Source organism: Serratia sp. Sp408 (assembly GCF_057180665.1).
On the sequence record NZ_JBXUFT010000001.1, the window covers coordinates 715420 to 740683 of the forward strand.

A 25264-nucleotide genomic window follows, 5' to 3' on the forward strand; every position below is an offset into this window, starting at 1 on the left:
GTTATGTTTTGTATGTTTTTCACTCTTAATGGCTATGCAAGAAACGTCGGTTGACGTGGAGTAGGTGAGTAATTCATTGGTTATTATGGCAGTGCTTATATTGATATTACCTTTGGGGTTATAATATTTAATGAGTGATTTATTTTGGCGGTATATACCCTATCGTCTGCTTTTATATAATGAAATAATGTAGTGGTGATTTTAGATAAAATCCCCTGTATTTTTCTTTGAATGATATTTCGCTAAGGTAAGTTCAATAAAATACCAGCTTAGTAACAGCGCTAAATTAAGTACCTCAACACCATGTTCGTCTCTCGGGTGTTGTCGACTGTCAGGTTTAATTGTTTTCCAACACAACACACGGCCAGATAACTATCTTGGCAATAGCCCGCAAATCTGCGGCCTCTTGTGTTCTGGCCACCATTGGTGTAGGCGCCGATCGGCAATGTTATCAGCGAGCCGTGACTTATACAGCCCATCCTTGATGACGGTTTACTCTGAGGCCAAGGGAAGGCTACAATGGCATGGCATATGTATAAATAAACAGGTATCTTGCTATGACGTTGATCCTCAAGGGTGAAAAGATTGAACGTGATCGATTTACTGGCGCCAAAATTGAACATGCCATTTTCCACAACTGTAATTTTTCCGGCGTTGATCTGACTGGCAGTGAGTTTATCGGCTGTCAGTTTTACGATCGCGAGAGTCAACAAGGCTGTAGTTTCAGTCGGGCACAGCTTAAGGATGCCAGTTTTAAACATTGCGATTTATCCATGGCAGACTTCAGAAACGCCAACGCATTGGGCATCGAAATCCGTGAATGCCGGGCACAGGGCGCAGATTTTCGCGGCGTCAGTTTTATGAACATGATCACTTCGCGCAGCTGGTTTTGCATCGCCTACATCATAAAAAGCAATCTGAGCTATGCTAACTTTTCGAAAGTGGTGCTAGAGAAGTGCGAATTGTGGGAAAACCGCTGGAATGGCGCTCAAATTCAGGGGGCGAGTTTCAGTGGTTCGGATCTCTCCGGCGGAGAATTTGCTTCATTTGACTGGCGTTCCGCCAATTTTACCCATTGCGACCTGAGCAATTCGGAGTTAGGAGAGCTTGACGTACGCAATATCGATCTACAAGGCGTTAAGCTGGACAGCTACCAGGCGTCGCAACTGATGGAACGCCTGGGCATCATTGTTTTAGGCTAGCATTGCCTTGTGTGGTCCTACTCGGGGCGAAAGGAAATATAACGCCGCCAATAATGGCGGCTTTTTGATTTTTGCTTATTCGCTTGGCCGCTCAGACAGTGCGAAGCGGATCGCAGCTTCCCTGAACCACGGGCTAATCTCTTTCTTACTTGCCAGTCGCACGTTACGAAAAAACGTCTGGGCGGTTTGTTTGACGCCGCCGAAACCGCCGATATTCCATATGATTTAGAGCGGCACGCGCCGGTTGCTCAACGGACGATCGTGGCTGACCTTGTTAAGATGGGAATTCGATGTCTTGATGATTTTGATTACACTAACTTTTTGATAATTATCATAAAGTTATATGTATAGGGAAAGGGTATTTCATCAATAGGAAATATGAGATAACTCTTAACAATACATGATGTATTTTATTGGAGGCGATGATATTAAATTGATAAGAGATGAACTTAATTATTTATCATCTTATACAGTTTGTGGCATTGATGCTATGGGGTTTTTTTCGGCTTCATACGCAATAATCTCATGTCATCGCTAAAGGTAATACATTTAATTTTAATCAGTAGTTGTCATATTTCTACAAAGGAGTGAGTGATATGTCATTCGTAAAAACTAAAGATGGCGTTAATATTTACTTTAAAGACTGGGGGGCGAAACAGGCGCAGCCTATTGTTTTCCATCATGGTTGGCCATTAAGCGCTGATGATTGGGATAATCAGATGCTGTTTTTCCTGGCAGAGGGTTTTCGCGTAATTGCTATCGATCGCCGTGGCCATGGCCGTTCAGATCAGGTTAGCGAAGGGCACGATATGGATCACTACGCGGCTGATGCTTGCGCGGTGGTTGAAAGCCTTGATCTGCATAACGCCATCCATGTTGGCCATTCAACCGGCGGCGGTCAGGTTGCTCGCTATGTGGCTAAATATGGTCAACCGCAGGGCAGAGTAGCCAAAGCGGTGCTGATAAGCTCCGTACCGCCGTTGATGGTGAAAACCGAGAATAACCCTGGTGGCACGCCCATCGAGGTGTTTGACGGCTTCCGCAAGGCACTTGCCGCCAATCGCTCTCAATTCTATCTCGATGTCGCCAGTGGTCCATTCTATGGCTTTAACCGACAGGGGGCTGAAGTTTCCCAAGGAACCATTCAAAACTGGTGGCGCCAGGGGATGACCGGCAGCGCTAAAGCGCACTATGAAGGGATCAAGGCGTTTTCAGAAACCGATCAGACCGAAGATCTCAAAGCGATTACCGTACCGGTGCTGGTGATGCAGGGCGATGACGATCAGGTTGTTCCCTACCAAAATGCCGCCATTTTGCAGGATAAGTTGTTGGCCAATAGCGAACTGAAAATTTATCCGGGATTACCTCATGGTATGCACACTTCGCACGCGGATGTGATTAACGCCGATCTGCTTGCCTTTATTCGTTCTTAAGCTGCTCTAGCCGTTGGGGCGTTATCCCCAGCGGCCATACCATGGCGTTAATGGCTGTCGCCATTGGGCGGTTGTGAGGATATTATAGCTCTGTGCTATAAGGTTATTTTTTTCAGGCAACAAAAAACCCGATAATCTTGAACCTAAAAAGGCGGGACTATCGGGCTCCACAAAATGGGGACATCAAAGAAAAGCAGTGGCACTAATTCAGACTGCCCCCCAGGCAAAAAGTTCTGCCTGATGACAAAAATTTCAAAAATATTTTGCGCTAACCCATTTCTTTTTCTTAACTGTCAGCCGAGAATTCCCGGCCACAGCACCACGATCAATGAACCCGCCAAGGTTAACAATACGTTAGCGATAGCGTAGGTACCGGCATAGCCCAGCGCAGGAATGTTACTGCGTGCGGTGTCGCTGATAATTTCCATTGCTGGCGCGCAGGTGCGGGCGCCCATGATGGCACCGAACAGCAGCGCGCGGTTCATACGCAGCACGTAGGCACCGAACAGGAAACAAATCACCACCGGCACCAGGCTGACAATCAGGCCGGAAATCAGCATCTGCCCACCGACGGCGCCCAGGCCGTGGCCAATACCGGCGCCGGCGCTTAGGCCAACCCCGGCCATAAACACCATCAGCCCGAACTCTTTGACCATATTCAACGCGCCCTGCGGGATATAGCCGAAGGTAGGGTGGTTGGCACGCAAAAATCCCAGCATGATGCCGGACATCAGCAGCCCGGCGGCATTGCCGATGCCGAACGAGAAATTGCTGAACTGAATGGTGATCTGACCAATCAGCAGGCCGATAATGAAGAAGGCGCAGAACGCCAGCAAATCGGTGACCTGGCTGTGAATCGAAATAAAGCCGATTTTTTCTGCCACGCTCTTCACTCGGCGGGCATCGCCGCTCACCTGCAGTACGTCGCCCTTGTTCAGCACGATGCTGTCGTCAATCGGCATTTCAATCTGGCTGCGGATCACGCGGTTGAGGAAGCAGCCGTGATCGGTCAGTTTCAACTGGCTGAGGCGCTTGCCAACCGCATTGCTGTTTTTGACCACGATTTCTTCGGTAACGATGCGCATATCCAGCAGGTCGCGGTCGAACACCTCCTTGCCGTTACGGAAGCTGGGATCCAGCCGCGCATGGGCGTCCGGATAGCCGACCAGTGAAATCTCATCGCCCACTTGCAGTACCGCATCGCCATCAGGGTTCGCCAGGATGCCGTTGCGGCGAATGCGCTCGATATAACACCCGGTCTGGCGATAGATGCCCAGTTCACGCAGATTCTTGCCGTCAGCCCAGGCCACCAACTCCGGCCCGACGCGGTAGGCGCGGATCACTGGCAGATAGACCTTGCGCTGGCTGTCGGTATCCAGGCCGCGTTCACGGGCGATTTGCTGTGCGGAGGTCGGCAAGTCCTGATGTTGCAACTTCGGCAGATAACGCGCGCCAAAAATCAGGCTGACCAGACCGATCAGGTAGGTCAGGGCGTAGCCCAGGCTGAGGTGATCCTGCGCGGAAAGCAGCGCCGGGCCGTTGGTGATGGTATTACGTAATGTATCGCCGGCACCGACCAAAACCGGCGTTGAGGTCATTGACCCGGCGAGCATGCCGGCGGTCAGGCCGATATCCCAATGGAACAGCTTACCGAGACCGATCGCCAGTACCATGGCAGTGCCGACCATCACCAGCGCCAACATCAGATAGTTTTTGCCGTCGCGAAAGAAAATAGAGAAAAAGTTGGGCCCGGCTTCTACTCCGACGCAGAAAATAAACAGCATAAAGCCCAGGCTTAGCGCTTCGGTGTTAATCGCGAAATGTTGTTGGCCGAGCAACAACGAAACCACTAAAACTCCAATGGAGTTACCGAGTTGGACGGAACCCAAGCGAAGTTTACCGAGGCAGAGCCCCAGGGCGAGTACCACGAACAGTAACAGAATGTAGTTACCGTTTAACAAACTAGCGACGTTTATGTTCACGGAGGATAACTTATTGTTTACCAGTAAGTGCTTGATATGGCTGACTATAAAAGATAAATTCAGCCATGGGATATAGGGATAGATTACGATAAAAAACCAATCAGCGAAGATAACGCGATCCCTCGATCGGCGGCGCTTATTCTAGACGCTCTGAGGCAGGACAGCCAGCATAAAGCAGCTATCCTGCACGCCTTTCTACCTTTAACTCTCTTTTAGCCAAGGAAAAAGTCCAGCTGCGCACCGTTTTTTGCGGCTGTGGGTTCCGATTTCTGTGGTCTGGCTGCAGTGGTTGTTTGCAAAGGGAGGTAAACCTATGGCGGGTTATCGCGATTGGCTTGGGGTAATCGGCAGTTTTTTATTGTTTGGCGTGATGTTCTTTTGCCAGCAGAGCGGCATTGCCGATCACCATCAGGGGAAGACCGGTTTGTTATTGTTTCTGATCCCCGGCGTTATCGGCAGTTACCTGTCCGGCTCCAAACGTCTGCTGGCGCCATTGCGCGGTGCGTTGTATGCGTTGCCGTTGTGTCTGTTGCTACGCTATTTTTGGCTGGCGCCGCCGCCTTCGTTCTGGCAAGAGCTGGCTTATGGTATCAGCGCGGTGTTTTGGTGCGCATTTGGCGCCATGCTGTTGCTGATGGTACGCAAGCTACTGTCGCCATGCCTGCCTTCGCGACGGCATTAAAAAAGGCGCCTCAGGCGCCTTTTTATTGTTCCATAACAACTTATTGGAACAGATTCAGGTTTTCTTTGGCATAGGCTTCAAAGTCGGTGCAGCCGCCAATATGTTGCTGATCAAGGAAAATCTGCGGTACCGTTTCAACCGGTTTACCGACGGTTTTTTCCAGATCGGCCTTGGTGATGCCTTCAGCGTGGATATCAACATAACGGAAGTTGAAATCATCGCGCTCTTCAGTCAGTTTTTCTGCCAGTTCTTTAGCACGGACACAATATGGACAGCCCGGACGCCCGAAGATTACTGCAAACATGAAATACTCCTCGTTTATTCAATCTATTATCGCTGTTGTAACGACATCCCGTCAGTCAAAAAAGACCTCAGCCAACGCATCACTTCAGGTGCAATGGCGCTTACTATGCCCGTTGGGGCCGATAAAAAAAAGCAGGATTTACCTGTTAATCTGATTTACGCCGCCTATTAGTTATCTGGCGCTGTTGTCAGCGCCGGGAATTCACTACACTGTGCGCAGCATGACAGGAGGGAGCAATATGCGTTCATTCGGCGATTTACCACGCCCGGTATTGGCGTTGGAAGGCGTGGGTATGGTGATGCTGGTGCTGGCGTATCTGAGCATTCATGACTATGTTCAGTTGCCGGGCTGGCTGGGGTCGCAAACCGCCGCGGTTGGCATGATTTTCCTTGGCGTGGCGCTGATGATACCGGCTGCCGCGTTTTTGGTCTGGCGTGTGGTTCAGGGGTTCGGCCCGTTGATGCACGGCGGTTTACCGCCAGAAAACGATCGGCGCAAAGCATCGCCGGAAGATCAAAAAGACCGCCCGCCGCACGACTGAGCGTTGTGCCGTCGGGAGTTGCCCGTTTGGGGGTAATACGTTGAAAATTGCCATTCTTTCGCGCGATGGATCGCTGTATTCGTGCAAACGGCTGCGCACAGCGGCGGAGCAGCGCGGGCATACCATTGAGGTGATCGATCCGCTCTCCTGCTATATGAATATCAATCCGGCGGCGCCGACCATCCACTATCGTGGCCGCCAGTTAGATCGTTATGACGCGGTTATTCCACGCATCGGCTCGGCGATCACCTTCTATGGCACCGCGGTGCTGCGTCAGTTTGAGCTGCTCGGCAGCTACCCGCTGAACGAGTCGGTCGCCATCACTCGCGCGCGTGACAAACTGCGTTCGCTACAGCTGCTGGCGCGCCAGGGTATCGATCTGCCGATCACCGGTTTTGCCCATTCCCCCGACGATACCGGCGATTTGATCGCACTGGTTGGCGGCGCTCCGCTGGTGGTCAAACTGGTGGAAGGCACGCAGGGCATCGGTGTGGTACTGGCGGAAACGCGTCAGGCGGCGGAAAGCGTGATTGATGCGTTTCGCGGCCTGAACGCGCACATTCTGGTGCAAGAGTACGTTCAAGAAGCGCAGGGGCGGGATATTCGCTGCCTGGTGATCGGTGGGCGCGTGGTGGCGGCGATTGAACGGCGGGCCAAGGCGGGGGAGTTTCGTTCCAATCTGCATCGCGGCGGCACGGCGAGCAAGGTGACCATCACCGCCAAGGAACGGGCGGTAGCGGTGAAAGCGGCGGCAACGCTGGGACTGGATATTGCCGGGGTGGACATTCTGCGCGCCGAACGCGGCCCGTTGGTGATGGAAGTCAATGCCTCGCCGGGGCTGGAAGGGGTGGAAACCACCACCGGTTTGGATATTGCCGGTATGATGATCGACTATATTGAGCGGCGTGGACGTCCGGGCTTCCGGCTTAAATCGGGGGGGTAGTCCACCACCCGACGAGCATTTTTGCCGTTCAGCGCTCGGTACGGCAACAATTTCTCGCCGATAATGATTGCATTAGCGAATTAAGCCGCATTGATCGTGGCATCACGGATGAATATTCCGTAAGCTATGCGCCTTTTCGTATTTATGAACCTTGTGAGGCTGGTACCGTATGGATTCACTCATCGTCCCTGATTTGGCGTTATTACGACGTTGGCTGGATCAACTGGGCATCTCATTTTTTGAATGTGATTCCTGCCAGGCGCTGCACCTGCCGCATATGCAAAACTTCGACGGCGTGTTCGACGCCAAGGTTGACCTGGTCGATGACGTTATCCTGTTTTCCGCGCTGGCGGAGGTCAAACCGACGGCGCTGATCCCGTTGGTGGCCGATCTCAGCCAAATCAACGCTAGTTCGCTGACCATCAAGGCCTTTGTCGACGTTCAGGATGACAACCTGCCGAAACTGATCGTTTGCCAGGCGCTGAGCATTGCGGTCGGCGTGACGCTGGAACAGTTTGCCCACTTTATGCAGCAGGGCGAAGAGCAGATCTCGATGGTGATCCTGGAAGCCAGGGCGAACGATCTGCTGTTTATGGGCGACGAAGAAGACAACAACGCTGGCACCGCCCGCCAGGCAATGCTGCACTGATCCCCGCTGAATACTGACATGCCGTTGCCCAAACGGCATGTCGTCCGCAGTTCCTTCCGCCATAATTTATTCTGCGTTTTACCCACTGTTGCCAGATATTTCTCGTCGTTTATGCCGTTAATGGCGTATCAACATAGAGAAAAATGCATAAAAAATCGATAAAAGGCGTTTTTTACCCTAGCGTATGGTGCGATGCCTGCGCAGCGGTTATGCTGCTGATGCGGCCAAAAGGTCGGTAAATCACCTGGTGGCCATGCAGGCTGTCAAGCAATAAAGCATTAGGTAATCAATTGCATAGGCATGCACTTTCCATTGCAACGATTGCACTCGGGCAAGACAGGTTTTGTATCATTCTGGGATACAAATTCACCCTTTGTTTTGGAGGTAGTTACGGATGGTCACCCAACGTAAAAAGTGGTTGTCGGGCGTTGTTGCCGGTTTATTGATGGCGGCAAGCGTGACCGCGTCGGCAGAAGAAAAAATCCTGCATGTCTATAACTGGTCCGACTATATAGCACCGGACACCCTGGCGAAATTCCACAAGGAAACCGGCATCAAGGTGGTGTACGACGTCTTTGACTCCAACGAAGTGCTGGAAGGCAAACTGATGGCGGGCAGCACCGGTTTTGACCTGGTGGTACCGTCGGCCAGCTTCCTGGAGCGCCAACTGTCCGCCGGTGTGTTCCAGCCGCTGGATAAAAGCAAACTGCCCAACTATAAAAATCTCGATCCTGAATTGCTAAAGCTGGTGGCCAAGCACGATCCAGAGAACAAGTATGCCATCCCTTACCTGTGGGCCACCACCGGTATCGGCTATAACGTCGACAAGGTCAAGGCCGCGCTGGGTAAAGATGCGCCGGTCGACAGCTGGGATCTGGTGCTGAAGCCGGAAAATCTCGAGAAGCTGAAAAGCTGCGGCGTTTCCTTCCTTGATGCGCCCAGTGAAATATTTGCCACCGTGTTGAACTATCTTGGCAAGGATCCCAACAGCAGCGATGCCAAGGATTACACTGGCCCGGCCACCGATCTGCTGCTGAAACTGCGACCAAGCGTGCGTTATTTCCATTCCTCTCAGTATATAAACGATCTGGCCAACGGCGATATCTGCGTGGCGATCGGCTGGGCGGGTGACGTCATGCAGGCGTCCAACCGCGCCAAGGATGCCAAAAACGGCGTTAACGTGGCGTACAGCATTCCAAAGGAGGGCGCGCTGGCGTTCTTTGACGTCTTCGCCATGCCGGCCGACGCCAAAAACAAGGATGAAGCCTACCAGTTCCTTAATTTCCTGATGAAGCCGGAAATCATTGCCGATATCAGCAACCACGTCTATTACGCCAGCGGCAACGCGGCCGCCACGCCGTTGGTGAATGCCGAGGTGCGTGATAACCCGGGCATTTACCCGCCGGCAGAGGTGCGCGCCAAAATGTTCACGCTGAAGGTGCAGGAGCCGAAGCTTGATCGCGTGATCACCCGTGCCTGGACTAAAGTTAAAAGCGGCAAGTAATCATCGCGGCGCCCGGATCGTTAATCCTCGACGATCGGCAGGCGGCATTGACCGCCTGCCTTGCCCTTGTTAGTGCCACGGCGATCGCCGTGGTTTTTGAGCTGCCTTAGCACCGGAGAACACCCCGATTGAACGACGCGATCCCCCGTCCTCAAGCCAAAACGCAGAAGGTGTTTACCCCTCTGCTGGAAATTCGCAACCTGACCAAAACCTTCGATGGCCAAAACGCCGTGGAAGACGTCAGCCTGACCATCTACAAAGGCGAGATTTTTGCCCTGCTTGGCCCATCCGGCTGCGGCAAGTCGACGCTGTTGCGCATGCTGGCCGGCTTTGAACAGCCGACCCGAGGGCAGATCATGCTGGATGGGCAGGATCTGGCGCTGGTGCCGCCCTATCAACGCCCGGTCAACATGATGTTTCAGTCTTACGCGCTGTTCCCGCACATGACGGTGGAGCAAAACATCGCCTTCGGTCTGAAACAGGACAAAATGCCACGTGGCGCAATCAATGAACGGGTAGCGGAAATGCTGTCGCTGGTGCATATGCAGGAATACGCCAAGCGTAAGCCGCATCAGCTGTCCGGCGGCCAGCGCCAGCGTGTGGCGTTGGCGCGTAGCCTGGCGAAGCGGCCGAAACTGCTGCTGCTGGATGAACCCATGGGCGCGCTGGATAAAAAGCTGCGCGATCGGATGCAGCTGGAAGTGGTGGATATTCTGGAGCGAGTGGGCGTTACCTGTGTGATGGTTACCCACGATCAGGAAGAAGCAATGACCATGGCAGGACGTATCGCCATCATGAACCGCGGCAAGTTTGTGCAGATCGGCGAACCGGAAGAAATATACGAACACCCGAACAGCCGCTTCAGTGCGGAATTCATCGGTTCGGTCAACGTGTTTGACTGCGTATTACAGGAACGCCAGGACGAAGCGCTGATCCTGCAAAGTCCGGGGTTGCGTCATGCGATCAAGGTCGATCCTGACGCCTCGGTGGTGGACGGCGTACCGATCCAGGTGGCGCTGCGGCCGGAAAAAATCATGTTATGCGACGAAGTGCCGCAAGACGGCTGCAACTTTGCGCTGGGAGAGGTGGTGCATATCGCCTATCTGGGCGATCTGTCTATATACCATGTAAAGCTGCTCAGCGGTCAGATTATCAGTGCTCAATTGCAGAACGGTCACCGTTTCCGCAAGGGGATGCCGACCTGGGGCGACGAAGTGCGCCTGTGTTGGGAAACTGACAGTTGCGTCGTGTTGACGGTGTAGGCCGTCGGTGAGGATTCCGTTATGACACTGTTTTCTGAAGGTACGCCGCCGCAGCCCGCGATCCGCTCGCCTGGGCCGCTGGAAGCGTTGTTCCGCCGCCTGCGCATGGCCCATGGCCGCAAATTGGTGATCGCGCTGCCTTACCTGTGGCTGATATTGCTGTTTTTACTGCCGTTCCTGATCGTATTTAAAATCAGCCTGGCGGAAATGGCGCGCGCCATTCCACCTTATACCGATCTGGTGAGCTGGGCGGACGGGCAATTGCAGATTGCGCTGAACTTCGCCAATTATCTGCAACTTACCGACGATCCACTGTATATCGAGGCCTATCTGCAATCCTTGCAGATCGCCGCGGTCTCCACGCTATGCTGTCTGGCGATCGGCTATCCGCTGGCCTGGGCGGTGGCGCACAGCAAACCGTCCACGCGCAACATATTGTTGCTGCTGGTGATCCTGCCCTCATGGACCTCGTTTCTGATCCGGGTGTATGCCTGGATGGGGATCCTGAAGAACAACGGCATTTTGAACAATTTCCTGCTGTGGCTCGGGGTTATCGATCAACCGTTGGTGATTCTGCATACCAATCTGGCGGTGTATATCGGCATCGTCTATTCCTACCTGCCATTTATGGTGTTGCCGATCTATACCGCATTGATACGGCTGGATTACTCGCTGGTCGAAGCTTCGCTGGATCTGGGCGCGCGGCCGCTGAAAACCTTCTTCAGCGTGATTGTTCCGCTGACGCGCGGCGGCATTATCGCCGGATCGATGCTGGTGTTTATTCCTGCGGTGGGGGAGTTCGTTATCCCGGAATTGCTCGGCGGGCCGGACAGCATCATGATCGGTCGCGTGCTGTGGCAGGAGTTCTTCAATAACCGCGATTGGCCAGTGGCCTCGGCGGTAGCGATTGTGATGCTGTTGCTGCTGATCCTGCCAATACTCTGGTTCCACAAACACCAGAACAAAGAAATGGGAGGGCAGGGATGAACAACTTGCCGGTAGTGCGTTCGCCATGGCGCCGAGTAATTCTGGCGCTGGGCTTTACCTTCCTGTATGCGCCGATGCTGATGCTGGTGATCTATTCGTTCAACAGTTCGAAGCTGGTAACGGTGTGGGCCGGCTGGTCCACCCGCTGGTATAGCGAGCTATTCCATGATTCGGCGATGATCGGTGCGGTGGGACTGAGCCTGACCATTGCCGCCGCCTCGGCAACGGCGGCGGTGATCCTTGGCACTATAGCCGCCGTGGTGATGGTGCGTTTCGGCCGTTTTCGCGGTTCGACCGGCTTCGCCTTTATGCTGACCGCACCGCTGGTGATGCCCGATGTGATCACTGGGTTGTCACTGCTATTGCTGTTTGTGGCGATGGGGCATGCCTTTGGCTGGCCGTCGGAACGTGGCATGTTCACCATCTGGCTGGCGCACGTGACCTTTTGTACCGCCTATGTCTCGGTGGTGATTAGCTCCCGTTTGCGCGAACTGGATCGTTCAATCGAAGAAGCGGCAATGGATCTTGGCGCCACACCGTTGAAAGTGTTCTTTGTGATCACTTTGCCGATGATTGCACCGGCGCTGATTTCTGGCTGGATGCTGGCGTTTACCCTGTCGCTGGACGATCTGGTGATTGCCAGCTTCGTCGCCGGCCCCGGTTCGACCACCTTGCCGATGCTGGTGTTCTCTAGCGTGCGCATGGGGGTAAACCCGGAAATCAACGCCTTGGCGAGTCTGATTCTGCTGGTGGTGGGCGTGATTGGCCTGATCGCCTGGTGGTGGATGGCGCGCTCGGAAAAACAGCGATCGCGCGATTTGCAAAAGGCCGCCCGTAGCTGATTGCCTGTAAACCTGCTATTTTTTGCAATTATATTCTCACAATAAATGATTCACTGACTTTATACGCCGCCGCCTGGCGGCATTTCGTTTCGGAACGCGGATATGTCAGACATGTTGAGAAGCAGGCAGGGAACAATAAAAGCGCAATCTGATGCACCGGTGGCGGTGATGGTCGCCGGCAGCGCTATGGTGGCGATTAAATGCGTCAGCGTGCTATTGCTGCTGGGAGAGCTTGGCGTGTCCGGCACACGGGAGTTTGTCAGTACCAGCGCACAGGCCTGGGATTCCACACTGATCTTTTTGGCGGGGATTTTGATGCTATGCCTGCAAATCTATTGTGGCTTTGCCGTGATGCGTGGCCGCAACCGGGGCCGTTGGGGTTATGTGCTGTGCCAGGCGGTGGTGGTCGGTTATTTGCTGTTGGCGACTATCGGCAGTTTTTTACCGGAAGTATTTACCGTTGACGGTGAAACCAACGCTCAAATCCTGCATACCCTGATGCTCGAAAAAATCCCCGACGTGGTGATTTTGGCTTTGTTGTTCCTGCCCGCCGCCAGCCGACGCTATTTCGCCGCCCGTCGCTGAGTGCTAAACTCTGCGCCCTCAATCTGTGCCTGTAGTTAGAAAGATGAAGGTATCTTATGCATTGCGCGTTGTACACGGCGGGCAGCTGTCGTTCCTGCCAGTGGCTGGAAAAGCCTTATTCGCAGCAACTGGCTGACAAACAGCATCACCTGCAAACGCTGCTGGCCGGGCGCCAGGTGGCGCAATGGCTGGCGCCCGCCGCGGGTCAACAGGGCGCTTTTCGTAATAAAGCCAAAATGGTGGTCAGCGGCAGCGTAGAGCGCCCGCTGTTAGGCATGCTGCACCGTGACGGCACGCCGGTGGATTTATGCGCCTGCCCACTGTATCCCGCCAGCTTCGCGCCGATGTTGACGCTACTGAAAACGTTTATCGCTCGCGCCGGTTTGACCCCGTACAACGTTGCTCGTAAACGTGGCGAACTAAAGTATCTGTTATTGACCGAAAGCACGCTGAACGGCGAGGTGATGCTGCGATTTGTCTTGCGCTCGGAAAGCAAATTGACGCAGCTGCGTGCCGCTTTGCCATGGTTGCAGCAACGTTTGCCACAGGCGACGGTGATTTCCGCCAATATTCAGCCGGTGCATATGGCGATCCTGGAAGGCGAGCGGGAAATCCCGCTGACCGAGCGACAGGCGCTGGAAGAGCGGTTTAACCAGGTGCCGCTGTATATTCGCCCGCAAAGTTTCTTCCAAACCAATCCGCAGGTAGCGGCCGATCTGTATGCTACCGCGCGTGACTGGGTGCAGGCGCTGGCTATTGACAGCATGTGGGATCTGTTCTGCGGCGTCGGCGGCTTTGGACTGCACTGCGCCCGCGCGCAAACGCGTCTTACCGGTATTGAAATCAATGCCGAAGCCATTGCCTGCGCGCGGCAATCGGCGGCGGCGCTGGGCTTACGTCAGGTTAATTTCCAGGCATTGGATTCCACCCATTTTGCCACCGCCGAAGGCGAGGTACCGCAGCTGGTACTGGTGAACCCGCCCAGACGCGGTATCGGCCAGGCGCTGTGCGACTATCTGCACCGTATGGCACCGGACTATATTCTGTATTCAAGTTGTAACGCGCAGAGTATGGCAAAAGATCTGGCGATGCTGCCAGACTACCGGATCGAACGCGTGCAGCTGTTCGACATGTTCCCGCATACCGCGCATTATGAAGTGTTGACCCTGCTGGTGCGCGGTTAAGCCGGTGCCAGGCAGGCGGGGCGCAACAATGCGCTGCGCCCCGGAGCGGATTACTGTGGGAACCACTTATCGTTGATGGCCTTATAGGTGCCGTCAGCCTTGATGGCGGCCAGCGCGGCGTTCAGTTTGGCCAGCAATGCCTGATTGTCCGGGCGAACCGCTATGCCCAGCCCGGTGCCGAAGTATTGCGCGTCGGTAATGTGCTCGCCGACCGGCGCCAGGTTCGGGTTGCTCTTCAACCATTCATTGACCACCGCGGTGTCGCCGAACACGCCATCAACCCGGCCGTTCTTCAGCTCCAGAATGGCATTCTGATAGCTGTCGTAGGCGACGGTATTAATTTCGGGATGTTTGTCCTGCATGTATTTCTGATGGGTGGTGCCGTTTTCCATCCCCACTTTTTTGCCTTTCAAATCAGCCAGAGTGGCGTATTTGCCCTTTTGCGCGATGACAATCGCCGAATTGGCATAGTACGGCTGGGTAAAGCTGACCTGCTTGCTGCGCTCTGGCGTGATGTCCATGCCGGAAATGACCGCATCGTATTTTTTGAACTTCAGCGCCGCAATCAGGCTGTCGAACGCCTGGTTGGTAAAGGTGCATTCGGTCTGCATCTGTTTGCACAACGCCTTGGCCAGATCGATATCAAAACCGACGATTTGATTATTGGCATCCAATGATTCAAACGGTGGATAAGTTGCCGAGGAGGCGAAGCGAAGCGTCTCGGCAGCCTGCACGCTGAAGCTCATTGCGGCCAGCACCGCCGCCGCGACTAATAATTTTTTCATGCGAAAACTCCTGTCTGCAAATTTGATTGTCATTATGCGGCCATCGTTTGATTTTTCTGACGAAATGCGACGGGGTGCCGCTGATGGTGCCGTAGATAACCATGCCATTGAGTGAATTAATATGCAATAAAAATGATTAAAAAATTAACGCATTGGAGGGCGGCCCTGCGGGACACAGGGCCAGAACACGACGGGATCAGTTTCGGCGTTCAAACGCCAGCGCGCGGCGTTCCACCAGACGCATCAGCAGCGTCAGCAGGCCATTGACGATCAGGTAGACCAGACCAGCGGCGGCGAAAACCATCACGTCGTAGGTGCGTCCGTACATCAACTGGCTGTAGCCCATCACCTCCATCAGCGTAATGGTGTAGGCCAGCGAGGTACTTTTAAACACCAGCACCACCTCGTTGGAATAAGAGGACAGGGCACGTTTAAAGGCAAAGGGCAGCAAGATGCGCAGAGTCTGGCGTCGTGACATGCCGAGTGCTTCGCACGATTGCCATTGGCCGGCCGGGATCGCCCGTACCGCACCGTAGAACAGCTGGGTGGTATAGGCCGCGCTGTTGAGCGCCAGCGCAATCATGGCGCACAGCCACGGTTGCGACAGCAGGCTCCATAACCACGGGTAATCGCGGATGGCCGGGAACTGACCGGGGCCGTAGTAAATCAGGAAAATCTGCACCAATAGCGGCGTACCGGTAAACAGGGTGATATAGATTTTCACCAATGGCGTCAGCACCGGGATTTTCAGCGTCAGGATCACCGTCAGCAGCAGCGACAGGATCAGCGCGACCACCAGTGCGGCCATCGTCAGGGTCAGGCTGGTGTGCAGCCCTTTGGCGATTTCCGGTAAATATTCCAGCATCAGACCGGCCCTCGCTCAAAACGTGTGGTACGCAGCTCGATGCGCTTGATTACGTATTGACTCAACAATGTGACCAGCAGGTAAATCGCTGCGGCAATCACATACCAGGTAAAGGGTTCCTGGGTGCGGGTGGCAATGCTTTTGGTTTGCAGCATCAAATCGTTCACGCTGATCAGCGACACCAGGGCGGTGTCCTTCAGCAGCACCAGCCACTGATTGCCCAGCCCCGGCAGCGCATGACGCCACATCTGCGGCATGATCAAACGGAAGAAAATCGCCGCCTTGCTCAGCCCGAGCGCCTGGCCCGATTCCCATTGCCCCTGCGGCACCGCTTTCAGCGCGCCGCGCAGCGTTTGCGACGCGTAGGCCGAATACAGCAGCGCCAGCGCGATCACCCCACACAGGAACGGGCTGACTTCGAAGTTTTCGATATCAATCTGGATCGGCAGCTCAAACAGGCCCAGATTGAGCGTAAAGCCGTCGGACAAGATCAGCAGCAGTTGCGACGAACCGAAGTAAATAAACAGCACCACCAGAATTTCCGGCAGGCCGCGCAACAGGGTGACCCAGGCGGTGCCCAGCCAACTGACGACATTCCAGCGTGCAGACTCCCAGACGGCAAACAGCATCGCCAGGATAAGGCCAAGCGCCAGCGCGCACACCGCAAGGCCGACGGTCATCCCGGCGGCGCTTGCTAAAGGTTGAAATTCATTCATTGGGGTTGATTACTGCTGAAACCATTTTTTATAGATGGTTTCGTAGGTCCCATCCTGCTTGATCTTGTCCAGTGCAGCGTTGAACTTGCCCTGCAGATCGGTGTTTTTCTGGCGAACGGCGATGCCAAGGCCGGTACCGAAGTAGCCCTTATCGGTTACCTTGTCGCCGACGGCGGTCAGTGCGTCATTCTGTTTCAGCCATTCATTGACCACGGCGGTATCGCCGAAGACCGCATCGACGCGACCGTTTTTCAGATCGAGGATCGCGTTCTGGTAGCTATCGTAAGGTACGGTAGTGATTTCCGGGTGCTTGTCAGTCAGGAATTTCTGGTGCGTGGTGCCGTTCTGCACGCCGACCTTTTTGCCCTTCAAGCTGGCGACGTCGGCCACTTTGCCTTTCTGCGCGATGAACAGTGCGGAGTTGTCGTAGTAAGGTTTGGTGAACAGCACCTGTTTTTCACGCTCGGGGGTGATGTCCATGCCGGCCATCACGGCGTCGAAACGCTTGAACTTCAGGCTAGGGATCAGGCTGTCAAACGCCTGATTGGTGAAGGTACAGGTGGCCTGCATCTCTTTACACATCGCATTGGCCAGATCGACGTCAAACCCCTGGATCTTGTTGTCGGCGCCAACGAATTCAAACGGCGGATAAGAGGCTTCGGTAGCGAAACGAATCGTTTCGGCTGCGGTAGCGGAAACGCTGATGCCGGCTAAAACGGCGGCAATTATTAGTTTTTTCATCGCAAACTCCCCTAAAAACAGCTGGTGTAATAATTAGTGTGATAAATAGTTGGCAAACTCGGTGGTCTGTGGCTGGGCAAAATGGCTGGCGTCGCCCTGTTCTACCACCCGGCCGTTTTCCATGTACACCACGCGGCTGGCGGTCTTGCGCGCCACTTCCACTTCGTGAGTTACGATCACCTGGGTAATGCCGGTGCCGGCCAGTTCGCGAATGATGCTGACGATCTGGGCGGTAATTTCGGGATCCAGCGCGGCGGTGGGCTCGTCGAACAGCAGCACCTGCGGTTCCATCATCAGCGCCCGTGCGATCGCCACGCGCTGTTGCTGGCCACCGGACAGGTGCAGCGGGAAGCGATCGGCAAAATCGGTGAGGCGCAGACGCGTCAGCAACTTGTCGGCACGCGCCATCGCCTGCGCCTTGCTCAGACCCAGCACGCGGCAGGGCGCTTCGATCAGGTTTTGTACCACGGTGAGATGCGGCCACAGGTTGTACTGCTGAAACACCATGCCGACGTTCTGCCGCAGTTCGCGAATGGCTTTTTCACCCGGAGCCTGCTTGAAGTCGAACTGGTTGCCGGCAATCTGCAAATGGCCGGAACGCGGCATTTCCAGCAGGTTCAGCACCCGCAGCAATGAACTTTTGCCGGCGCCGCTTGGACCAAGCAGCACCAGCGTTTCTCCTGCTGGACAATCCAGCGTGATGTTAAACAGCGCCTGATGCGCGCCGTAAAAGCAGTTTATCTCTTTTAGTTGAATGCTCATGCGCCGGAATTGAATAGACATTGATGCCGCGAATGTTAACTTCCACAGAATACTTATGCAATCTTTGTGAGTTAAAATTTATTACTGCGCAGCGGGATAATAAAAGAATAGCACAACATATCGTACTGCACGCCAGATGGCTGGTTTTGTCGCGCACGGTGTGAGATGGCTAGCGAAATTTGTTTGTTCGATTAAAAAAACAGCGGAATCAATGTGGTGAACGGGCTGCCGAACGGGGGGATCGGCAGCCGCGGCGGTAAAATTAACGATTTTCCAGAATCTGGCGCAGGGTGCCGCTGGCGGCATGCGCGGGAACGTTCATATAACGAACGTCATCAACCACCCAGCAGCTGCCTTCACGTACCATCAGCACTTCGTTTTGCCAGCTTTTGGCACTGCCGCCGTCTTTTTGATAGCTCAGTTGCACGCGTAGCGGAATATTCTTGGCGTCGGTATTGGGAATGGTGGAGGAACTGGCCACCTTGGCGCTGGTGGCGCCTTCGGCATTACCGGTCAGCAAATCGCCTGCCGCCGGTTGGCGCCCTGCGTTCTGGTTGGCACTGAGCAGATCCTGATACAGCACTTTGCTCAGGTACGGCTGGAACTGGGCCAGACGATTGGCGTCCGGCAAAGTGAGGCTACCCTGTTCGATGCGCAGATCGTAGAACCTCTGTGCCACCTGGCTTGGGCCGCCTTCGATGCACGCGCCGGTGCGGGTGCCAATATCCTTATAGGCCGGCTCGACGGTGGTACACGCACTTAACGCCAGGGCTAAAGGTAAAACCGCCGCAATCGTTTTTGTTTTCATCTCATTACCTTATGTGATGTTTCTTGAAGATCGACAACTTACAGTTTATACGCAGAAAACTTTACCACCAAAATACCCGACAGGTTTTATCAGATGCTGCACTTTTTGCCTTATCGCTGCGCCGGCTTCTTGATCGGGAATGCCACGAACGGTTTGATTTCCTTTAGCACGAACATGCTTTGCATTTCCTTGATGCCGGGCAGGCGGCGGATCACCGACATGGCGAACTCGGCGTAGGTGTCCAGATCCCTTGCCACCACCTGCAACAGAAAGTCTGCATCGCCGCCGATGCTGTAGCAGGCTACCACGTCGTCCAAATCGCTGACTTGCTGTTCAAACTTCAGCGCTTCGGCTGCGCTGTGACTGTCGATGCTGACGCGTATGAATACCATCACGCCTAGCCCAATCTTGCGGCGGTCGAGCACCGCGCGATACCCCTGGATCACCGCGTCATCTTCCAGTTTGCGCACTTTGCGCCAGCACGGGGAGGCCGACATACCGATTTGATCGGCTAATGTCTGGTTAGTGACGCGCGCATCCTGTTGCAGAGCGTCAAGAATTTTTATCTCTGCCGGTTCCAAGCTGCTTTTATTCATTTTATTTCTCTATGCGGCTGTAAATTGGTTAATCCTACCCAATTTGGCGGGTGTTTCAAGCCATATAGGTCACTTTTACCTCAAGGTGACTGGCATAATAATCCTCGGTCGTTTCCAGGTTGTCGAAGCGAATAGCTATGCAATTTGATTAATTTCTTTAAGGAATAAAAATGAAGTTTGATGCTGCGGTGCACAAGTGCGCCATTATTGTCGATCGGGATCTGGGTGTGGGGCTGTCAATGAATGCGGTGAGCGTGATCGGCATTGGCTTTGGCAAAACGCTGGAAAACCTGGTGGGGTCGGATGTTGCCAGTCAGGACGGGGTCAATTACCCCGGGGTAATTTCGGTACCGTTGCCGATCTTGCGTGCATCGGGAGCCGCGCTGCTGGCGTTGCTGGCCCGTACCGAGCACGATGACGAGATTTATTGCATGCCGTTCAGCGCGTTGGCGCAATCATGCAAAACCTATGACGACTACCGTGCACGGATTGCGGCGGTAGCCAGCGAGCAAATCGAGCTGGTGGCGCTCGGCCTGATCGGGCCGAAAAAGAAAATCAACGCGCTGACCGGCAATCTGCCGCTGTACCGTTAACGTCAGCCAACCGTGGCGCGGCACTTCCGGTGACCTGCGGCAGAACATAATGCTAAACTGGTGGTCAGAGTAAAGCGATTAAGGCATATATCAAGGAGATCACCATGCAGCTTTCCACCACCCCAACTCTGGAAGGATTCACCATTAGCGAATATTGCGGCGTTGTCACCGGCGAAGCGATCCTCGGCGCCAACATCTTCCGTGATTTTTTTGCCGGCGTACGTGACATCGTCGGCGGCCGTTCCGGCGCCTATGAAAAAGAGCTGCGCAAGGCGCGTCAACTGGCATTCCAGGAACTGCAGGAACAGGCGAAAGAACTGGGCGCCAATGCGGTGGTAGGGATTGATATTGATTATGAAACCGTCGGCAAAGACAGCAGTATGCTGATGGTGACGGTCAGCGGCACGGCGGTAAAGGTCGCGCGTTAATCCCGCGAGGCCCGGCATTACGCCGGGCCGCATGACAAACCAGGAGGGCGCGTGAGCAAGTGGTTATGGATTGCCGCTATCGGGGTGCTGGCGGGCTGCCAGGGCCAACCGCAGAATACCGTCGTCGACCATGGCGGTTATCGGCTGGAAACCCTTCATCAGGCGCAGGGCGCCGATCAACGTATTCGTTTTCTGGTGATGCATTACACCGCCGAAGATTTTCATTCCTCGCTCAAGACCCTGACTGACGAACACGTCAGCGCCCATTATCTGTTGCCGGCGCGGCCACCGGTGCAGAACGGCAAGCCGTTGGCGTATCAACTGGTGCCCGAACAGATGCGTGCCTGGCATGCCGGTGCCAGCCAATGGCGCGGTCGTAGCGGCCTGAATGACACCTCAATCGGCATCGAAATTGTCAACCGCGGTTATCAGCGTCGGTTGCTGTCACAATCCTGGCAGCCTTACACGCCGCAACAAATTGCACTGTTGACCGAACTCGCCCGCGACATTATTGCCCGCTACGGCATACAACCCGTGGATGTGGTGGGGCACAGCGATATCGCGCCGCAGCGCAAACAGGATCCGGGGCCGCTCTTTCCCTGGCGGCAACTGGCGCAGGCCGGGGTGGGGGCCTGGCCGGATCCGGGCGTGGTGCAGCATTATCTGGCGGGGCGCAAGCCGCAGGCGCCGGTGCCGATGCTGCCGCTGCTGGCGAAGCTGGCGCGCTACGGTTATACGGTTGATGCCAAATGGGACGCGCGGCAGCAGCACAACCTGTTGGCGGCATTTCAGATGCATTTCCGGCCCAGCGATTATCGCGGTGAGCCGGATGCGGAAAGTGAGGCGATTATCGATGCCTTATTGCAGAAGTACCCGCCAGCGCGCTGATCACAGACCGTGCAGCTTGCCGTGATTTTTTAACCAGCGGGCGGTGCGGGCTATCCCTTCGTCCAGCGATACGATCGGTCGGTAGTCAAGTTCCTGCTGGGCGCGCGTGGTGTCCAGCGTCAGGTCGAAATTGAGCTTTGCCACGCCGTAGTGGGTCAGCACCGGTTCTTTTTCGCTTTTGCTGCCCAGTTTTTCCATACCACGAGCCATCATGTCGAGCATCGGGTAGGGCACCGAGCGAATGCGACACTTCATGCCCAACTCATCAATCAGCTGCTGCACGACCGTTCGTAACGGACGCGCCTGCTGATTGGTAATGTTGTAGGCGCGCCCGGACGGCGTGTTCTCTTTTTGTGTCGCCAGCCACATGGCATGCACCGCATTTTCCAGATAGGTCATATCCACCAGTGCCGCGCCGCCGCGTGGCAGCAGCAGGTTGCCGTAGTGTTTGATCATATGCAGCAGGCGCGGCAGCATCACCTTATCGTGCGGGCCGAACAGCCCCTGCGGGCGCAGAATGGTGAAGTGGGTCTGCGGATTGGACATCGCCAGTTGCTCAATCACCTGCTCGCCGGCGGCTTTGCTACGGGCAAATTCATTGGCGTAGCGCACCGGGCGGAACTCTTCGGTGACATTGCGATGGTGATGATAATCAAAGTAGATCGCCGGCGAAGAGATATGGATAAACTGGGCGACGCCATACGCTGCCGCCCATTCTCCCAGGCGGCGGGTAGCGCGCACGTTGGCCAGTTCGAAGGCTTCTTCGGTACCCCATGGCGAGGTAAAACTGGAACAGTGCCACAGCACGTCCACTTCGGCCAGCATCGCTTTGGCCTGTGAAGACACCAGATTGGTGAGATCGGCTTGAATGAATTCGGCGCCCATTTTCTCCAGCAGGCTGCCCATGGCCTGATTACGACCGGTAGCGCGCACTTTAATGCCCTGACGGCGGAGATATTCAACGGCGTTTCGGCCTAACCCACTGGTTGCGCCGGTGACCAATACCTTCATAACGAACTCTATTCTCACCAAAAATCAGAGGGCTGGGCGCAGTTTTCGCGTCCCAGCAAATAAGGTGCCATTCTTTCGTGATTTCGTGCGCTATGCAATCGGAAAGGGCCTATCCACAGCGGCAAACTGTGCGGTTGATCGACAATTGAGCATTGCCTACGGCAAACGGTGGTCGTATTGCTCCGCAAGCTGCGCAATGCGTTTCGCCATGCCGCGGAAAATAAACAGATGCGCCGGCATCATGGCGAACCAGTACAGCAGACCGCTGAAACCGGCCGGGTGCCACCAGGCACGCACGTCCAGCGTACGCCGGTTGCCATGATCCCTGATGCTGAACACCAGACGGCCCAACCCCGGCGCCTTCATGCCAAACAGCAGCGCCATCTGGCGCTCCGGTTTGATGGTGATCACTTTCCAGCCGTCAACCACGTCACCCACCGCCAGCGTTTCCCGTGGCGGTCGGCCGTACACCACGCCGTTACCGATCATGTCGTCCATCCGAGCGCGGATCTGCCACAGGATATTGGCGTAAAAATAGCCCTCTTTGCCGCCCAACTGCTGAACCACGTGCCACAGTGCCGCGGCGGAAGCCTGCGTGTCCAGCGCGTAACCGGCCTGTTTGGGATAAAAGCCGTAACCGGGGCGCCAGCGGGCACGAGCCTGCGCGTCGTAGCCCCAGTCGGCGGAGTCGACCACTTCATCTTCACGACGCAGCGTTTCTCTGACCGCGTCGTCAAAGGTGGTTAAACGCTGTGGAATCAACGCTTGCAGCGGCGTGCCGTTGGCGGGCAGATCGTGATTCAACCCCTGGATCAGCGCGCAGGCAATCGAGGTCGGCACCGAGGTGACCATGCTGATAAACCACACCGAAATAAAACGCGTTGGCAGCGGGATGGGGATCAGCCAGCGCTTTTTTCCGCTGATGGCGATGAAACGCTCGAACAGGGTTTGATAGCTGATATATTCCGGCCCGGCAACGTCAAAAATACGGCTTTCGTCAGCCGGGTGGTGCAACAGTTCGGCCAGATAGACCAGCAGGTTTTCCAGGGCGACCGGCGACGATTTGGAACGCACCCAGCGTGGCGGCGTGAGGATCGGCAGGTTGTAAACCATGTCGCGCATGATTTCGAACGCCGCCGAGCCCGGCCCGACGATGATACTGGCGCGCAGCTCGGTGACCGGAATACCGCTCTGACGCAGGATCTCGCCGGTCAACTTGCGCGCCAGCAAATGCGGCGAACTTTGCCCTGCCGGCTGTAACGCACCGAGAAAAATCACCTGCTTGACGTTGGAACAGCGCAGGGCATCACGCACGTTTTCGGCGGCCTGACGCTCTTTTTCGATAAAGTCGTCGCCATCACCCATGCCATGGATCAGGTAATACACCACGTCGGTGTCCAATAGCGCGGCCGCCAGCGTTTCCACTTGGTACACATCGACATAACGGCAATCGACCTGCGGCCAGCGTTGCTGCTGCAACCATTCGAGGCGGCGGGCAGCGGCGGTGATGGCATGCCCCTGTGCCGCCAGATGGGGGATCAAGTTTTGCCCGATATAACCACTGGCGCCAAGTACCAGGATGCGTTGGGGGATCATCAGCACGACCTTATGCAACAGATAACGGTAAATACAGCCTAACCTAGCATGCCAACTTTGCGGTATAAATGCACTTTTTGTAAGGATAATGGGTGGTTGCAACGATTGCCGCACGGCGTCACACTACGCGCCGTCACTTTATGCGGGCTTTGCTATGCGATTGAACCTGGTGTGTTATCTGTTATTGGCGCTGGCGTTTGTAGCCAGTTGGTTTTTCCTGCATCCGCTGTGGATGTGGTTGCTGCTGGTGAACCTGCTGACGCTGGTGATCTACGGCGTGGACAAGCTGGCGGCGATCAACGCCTGGCGACGGGTGCCAGAGTTGACGCTGTTGCTGTATGGTGTCGTCGGCGGTTGGCCTGGCGCGTTATGCGGCCAGCAGCTGTTCCGGCATAAAACCAGCAAACAGCCGTTCAAAACCTGGTTTATATTCAGCGTGGTACTGAACGTGGCCGCGATAGCGGCCCTAGGGTACGCGGTTTATGGTCGTTTCCTGTAGCCACCCGCATCGCTGACTACAGCAATAGCGGCAGCGTGGCGCTGGCGGTGGTTTGTAGCGACTGCAGATAGGCGGCATCACGTTGCGCCAGTTCGGTCGCCATTAATTCTACCAGCAACATCGCCCCGACCTTGGCCGGCAGCGCGCCGGCGTTCAGCGGTCCTTCGGGTTTGGCGGCCACCAGCAGAGTATTTGCCAGTTTTGCCAGCGGGCTGCGCTGGTTATTGCTGATGACGATCACCTGCGCATGACGTTGCTTCGCCAGGGTCACCGCATGCAGAACGTCTTTGGTGGAGCCGGAACTGGAAATGGCTATCGCCACGTCGTTTTCCGCCAGCGATGCGGCATTCATTGCCGCCCGGTGCATATCGCTGAACAGCAGCGCCGGCTTGCCGAGACGCAACAGTTTATACTGCAGAAAATCGCCGATAATCGCGCTGGCGGCGACGCCATAAATCTGTATCGAGCGGGCCTGATGCAGCGCCAGTGCCGCCTGCTGCAAAGCCAGCCGATCGAGCAGCGCTCCGGTATCGCGCAGCGCCTGCACGCTCTCTTCCACCAGTGATTCGCTGACGCTCCGATCGTTGGCCGTTTCCTGTGTGCCTTGCTGCACACACAGTGCCAGTGCCATCTTGAATTCGGTATACCCCTTGCAGCCCAGGTGGCGGCAAAGTCGCGTAACGCTGGCTTCGCTGGTGCCACTCTCGCGTGCCAGTTCGGTAATCGTGAAGTAGAGCACCCTGGACGGTTGCTCGATGACATAATTCCCCAATTTGTGCAGCGTCGGGCTGTAACCCGCCAAATCTTGTCGCAGCCGCAACAACAAATTTCCGCTATTCATCACGTTACCCTTTTGATTTGGTCTTTTTCTATTGT

The 25264-nt window shown here is 55.1% G+C and carries 28 protein-coding genes; 16 read left to right on the plus strand and 12 right to left on the minus strand.

Annotated features, from left to right (window positions below; all coding sequences use genetic code 11):
• The first annotated feature begins 557 nt into the window (after positions 1 to 557).
• Both AC2AXP_RS03445 and AC2AXP_RS03450 read left to right on the plus strand, forming a co-directional pair.
• Complete coding sequence (locus tag AC2AXP_RS03445; protein ID WP_039992288.1) at positions 558 to 1202, plus strand: Qnr family pentapeptide repeat protein; 645 nt, start codon at positions 558 to 560, stop codon at positions 1200 to 1202.
• Positions 1203 to 1798: 596 nt separating this feature from the next.
• Complete coding sequence (locus AC2AXP_RS03450) at positions 1799 to 2635, plus strand: alpha/beta fold hydrolase (RefSeq protein WP_004965120.1); 837 nt, start codon at positions 1799 to 1801, stop codon at positions 2633 to 2635.
• A 293-nt stretch (positions 2636 to 2928) separates the two neighbouring features.
• On the opposite strand, the gene AC2AXP_RS03455 is transcribed toward AC2AXP_RS03450, so the two are convergent.
• A complete protein-coding gene (locus AC2AXP_RS03455) occupies positions 2929 to 4617 on the minus strand; it encodes an aspartate:alanine antiporter (protein WP_004965085.1) in 1689 nt (562 codons plus the stop codon).
• Between the two features lie 313 nt (positions 4618 to 4930).
• Between AC2AXP_RS03455 and ybjM the strand changes: the two genes are divergently transcribed.
• Positions 4931 to 5299, plus strand: coding sequence for an inner membrane protein YbjM (ybjM, locus tag AC2AXP_RS03460; RefSeq protein ID WP_371901476.1), 369 nt, complete (start codon positions 4931 to 4933; stop codon positions 5297 to 5299).
• Between the two features lie 40 nt (positions 5300 to 5339).
• Here ybjM and AC2AXP_RS03465 read toward each other — a convergent pair whose 3' ends face one another.
• Positions 5340 to 5603, minus strand: coding sequence for a GrxA family glutaredoxin (locus AC2AXP_RS03465; RefSeq protein ID WP_004965081.1), 264 nt, complete (start codon positions 5601 to 5603; stop codon positions 5340 to 5342).
• 238 nt (positions 5604 to 5841) lie between these two features.
• On the opposite strand from AC2AXP_RS03465, the gene AC2AXP_RS03470 reads away from it, so the two are divergent.
• The 9 genes from AC2AXP_RS03470 (at position 5842) to rlmC (ending at position 14100) form a co-directional block, all read left to right on the plus strand.
• Positions 5842 to 6144 carry a YbjC family protein gene (locus AC2AXP_RS03470; RefSeq protein WP_198772768.1) on the plus strand — a complete coding sequence of 101 codons (303 nt, stop codon included), beginning with the start codon at positions 5842 to 5844 and terminating at the stop codon, positions 6142 to 6144.
• A gap of 40 nt (positions 6145 to 6184) precedes the next feature.
• A complete protein-coding gene (gene rimK / locus AC2AXP_RS03475) occupies positions 6185 to 7087 on the plus strand; it encodes a 30S ribosomal protein S6--L-glutamate ligase (RefSeq protein ID WP_039992280.1) in 903 nt (300 codons plus the stop codon).
• 169 nt (positions 7088 to 7256) lie between these two features.
• Entirely contained in the window at positions 7257 to 7736 is a 480-nt protein-coding gene (locus tag AC2AXP_RS03480; RefSeq protein ID WP_004965072.1) for a type III secretion system chaperone family protein, read from the plus strand.
• Positions 7737 to 8130: 394 nt separating this feature from the next.
• Positions 8131 to 9240 (plus strand): spermidine/putrescine ABC transporter substrate-binding protein PotF, encoded by a 1110-nt coding sequence (gene potF, locus AC2AXP_RS03485; protein WP_004965067.1) that lies wholly within the window; start codon positions 8131 to 8133, stop codon positions 9238 to 9240.
• Positions 9241 to 9368: 128 nt separating this feature from the next.
• Positions 9369 to 10502 carry a putrescine ABC transporter ATP-binding subunit PotG gene (potG, locus tag AC2AXP_RS03490; protein ID WP_004965065.1) on the plus strand — a complete coding sequence of 378 codons (1134 nt, stop codon included), beginning with the start codon at positions 9369 to 9371 and terminating at the stop codon, positions 10500 to 10502.
• Positions 10503 to 10523: 21 nt separating this feature from the next.
• Entirely contained in the window at positions 10524 to 11489 is a 966-nt protein-coding gene (potH, locus tag AC2AXP_RS03495; protein WP_004965063.1) for a putrescine ABC transporter permease PotH, read from the plus strand.
• Complete coding sequence (potI, locus tag AC2AXP_RS03500) at positions 11486 to 12331, plus strand: putrescine ABC transporter permease PotI (RefSeq protein WP_198772767.1); 846 nt, start codon at positions 11486 to 11488, stop codon at positions 12329 to 12331. The genes potH and potI overlap by 4 nt, the downstream gene beginning before the upstream one ends.
• Before the next feature lie 102 nt (positions 12332 to 12433).
• Complete coding sequence (locus AC2AXP_RS03505) at positions 12434 to 12916, plus strand: YbjO family protein (RefSeq protein WP_198772766.1); 483 nt, start codon at positions 12434 to 12436, stop codon at positions 12914 to 12916.
• 56 nt (positions 12917 to 12972) lie between these two features.
• Complete coding sequence (rlmC, locus tag AC2AXP_RS03510) at positions 12973 to 14100, plus strand: 23S rRNA (uracil(747)-C(5))-methyltransferase RlmC (RefSeq protein ID WP_004965058.1); 1128 nt, start codon at positions 12973 to 12975, stop codon at positions 14098 to 14100.
• A 50-nt stretch (positions 14101 to 14150) separates the two neighbouring features.
• On the opposite strand, the gene AC2AXP_RS03515 is transcribed toward rlmC, so the two are convergent.
• The 7 genes from AC2AXP_RS03515 to AC2AXP_RS03545 form a co-directional block, all read right to left on the minus strand.
• Positions 14151 to 14885 carry an arginine ABC transporter substrate-binding protein gene (locus tag AC2AXP_RS03515; RefSeq protein WP_039992279.1) on the minus strand — a complete coding sequence of 245 codons (735 nt, stop codon included), beginning with the start codon at positions 14883 to 14885 and terminating at the stop codon, positions 14151 to 14153.
• A gap of 196 nt (positions 14886 to 15081) precedes the next feature.
• Positions 15082 to 15750, minus strand: a complete 669-nt coding sequence (gene artM, locus AC2AXP_RS03520; RefSeq protein ID WP_004965055.1) for an arginine ABC transporter permease ArtM — start codon at positions 15748 to 15750, stop codon at positions 15082 to 15084.
• The gene (gene artQ / locus AC2AXP_RS03525; RefSeq protein ID WP_004965053.1) at positions 15750 to 16466 is read right to left on the minus strand and encodes an arginine ABC transporter permease ArtQ; all 717 of its coding nucleotides are present in this window, start codon (positions 16464 to 16466) and stop codon (positions 15750 to 15752) included. Before artQ ends, artM begins: the two co-directional genes overlap by 1 nt.
• Positions 16467 to 16475: 9 nt before the next feature.
• The gene (gene artJ, locus AC2AXP_RS03530) at positions 16476 to 17207 is read right to left on the minus strand and encodes an arginine ABC transporter substrate-binding protein (RefSeq protein ID WP_198772765.1); all 732 of its coding nucleotides are present in this window, start codon (positions 17205 to 17207) and stop codon (positions 16476 to 16478) included.
• 33 nt (positions 17208 to 17240) lie between these two features.
• Positions 17241 to 17969: an arginine ABC transporter ATP-binding protein ArtP gene (gene artP, locus AC2AXP_RS03535; protein ID WP_198772764.1), complete on the minus strand. Its 729-nt coding sequence runs from the start codon at positions 17967 to 17969 to the stop codon at positions 17241 to 17243.
• Between the two features lie 262 nt (positions 17970 to 18231).
• Positions 18232 to 18777, minus strand: a complete 546-nt coding sequence (locus tag AC2AXP_RS03540; protein ID WP_004965044.1) for a lipoprotein — start codon at positions 18775 to 18777, stop codon at positions 18232 to 18234.
• A gap of 110 nt (positions 18778 to 18887) precedes the next feature.
• Entirely contained in the window at positions 18888 to 19373 is a 486-nt protein-coding gene (locus AC2AXP_RS03545; protein WP_004965043.1) for an Lrp/AsnC family transcriptional regulator, read from the minus strand.
• A gap of 170 nt (positions 19374 to 19543) precedes the next feature.
• On the opposite strand from AC2AXP_RS03545, the gene AC2AXP_RS03550 reads away from it, so the two are divergent.
• The 3 genes from AC2AXP_RS03550 to AC2AXP_RS03560 all read left to right on the plus strand — a co-directional run bounded on the left by AC2AXP_RS03550 (position 19544) and on the right by AC2AXP_RS03560 (position 21282).
• Positions 19544 to 19966: a DUF2000 domain-containing protein gene (locus tag AC2AXP_RS03550; RefSeq protein ID WP_004965040.1), complete on the plus strand. Its 423-nt coding sequence runs from the start codon at positions 19544 to 19546 to the stop codon at positions 19964 to 19966.
• A gap of 104 nt (positions 19967 to 20070) precedes the next feature.
• Positions 20071 to 20394: a heavy metal-binding domain-containing protein gene (locus AC2AXP_RS03555; protein ID WP_088499643.1), complete on the plus strand. Its 324-nt coding sequence runs from the start codon at positions 20071 to 20073 to the stop codon at positions 20392 to 20394.
• Between the two features lie 51 nt (positions 20395 to 20445).
• On the plus strand, positions 20446 to 21282 hold the full coding sequence (locus tag AC2AXP_RS03560) for an N-acetylmuramoyl-L-alanine amidase (protein ID WP_371901478.1): 837 nt from the start codon (positions 20446 to 20448) through the stop codon (positions 21280 to 21282).
• Here the strand turns inward: AC2AXP_RS03560 and AC2AXP_RS03565 are convergent, their stop codons facing one another.
• Together AC2AXP_RS03565 and AC2AXP_RS03570 are read right to left on the minus strand one after the other, a co-directional pair.
• On the minus strand, positions 21283 to 22293 hold the full coding sequence (locus AC2AXP_RS03565) for an NAD-dependent epimerase/dehydratase family protein (RefSeq protein ID WP_004965035.1): 1011 nt from the start codon (positions 22291 to 22293) through the stop codon (positions 21283 to 21285).
• A gap of 156 nt (positions 22294 to 22449) precedes the next feature.
• The gene (locus AC2AXP_RS03570; protein WP_484381413.1) at positions 22450 to 23889 is read right to left on the minus strand and encodes a DUF2867 domain-containing protein; all 1440 of its coding nucleotides are present in this window, start codon (positions 23887 to 23889) and stop codon (positions 22450 to 22452) included.
• 154 nt (positions 23890 to 24043) lie between these two features.
• On the opposite strand from AC2AXP_RS03570, the gene AC2AXP_RS03575 reads away from it, so the two are divergent.
• Positions 24044 to 24388, plus strand: coding sequence for a DUF1294 domain-containing protein (locus AC2AXP_RS03575; RefSeq protein ID WP_004965029.1), 345 nt, complete (start codon positions 24044 to 24046; stop codon positions 24386 to 24388).
• 16 nt (positions 24389 to 24404) lie between these two features.
• On the opposite strand, the gene AC2AXP_RS03580 is transcribed toward AC2AXP_RS03575, so the two are convergent.
• Positions 24405 to 25232 (minus strand): MurR/RpiR family transcriptional regulator, encoded by an 828-nt coding sequence (locus AC2AXP_RS03580; RefSeq protein WP_484381414.1) that lies wholly within the window; start codon positions 25230 to 25232, stop codon positions 24405 to 24407.
• Positions 25233 to 25264 lie beyond the last annotated feature (32 nt).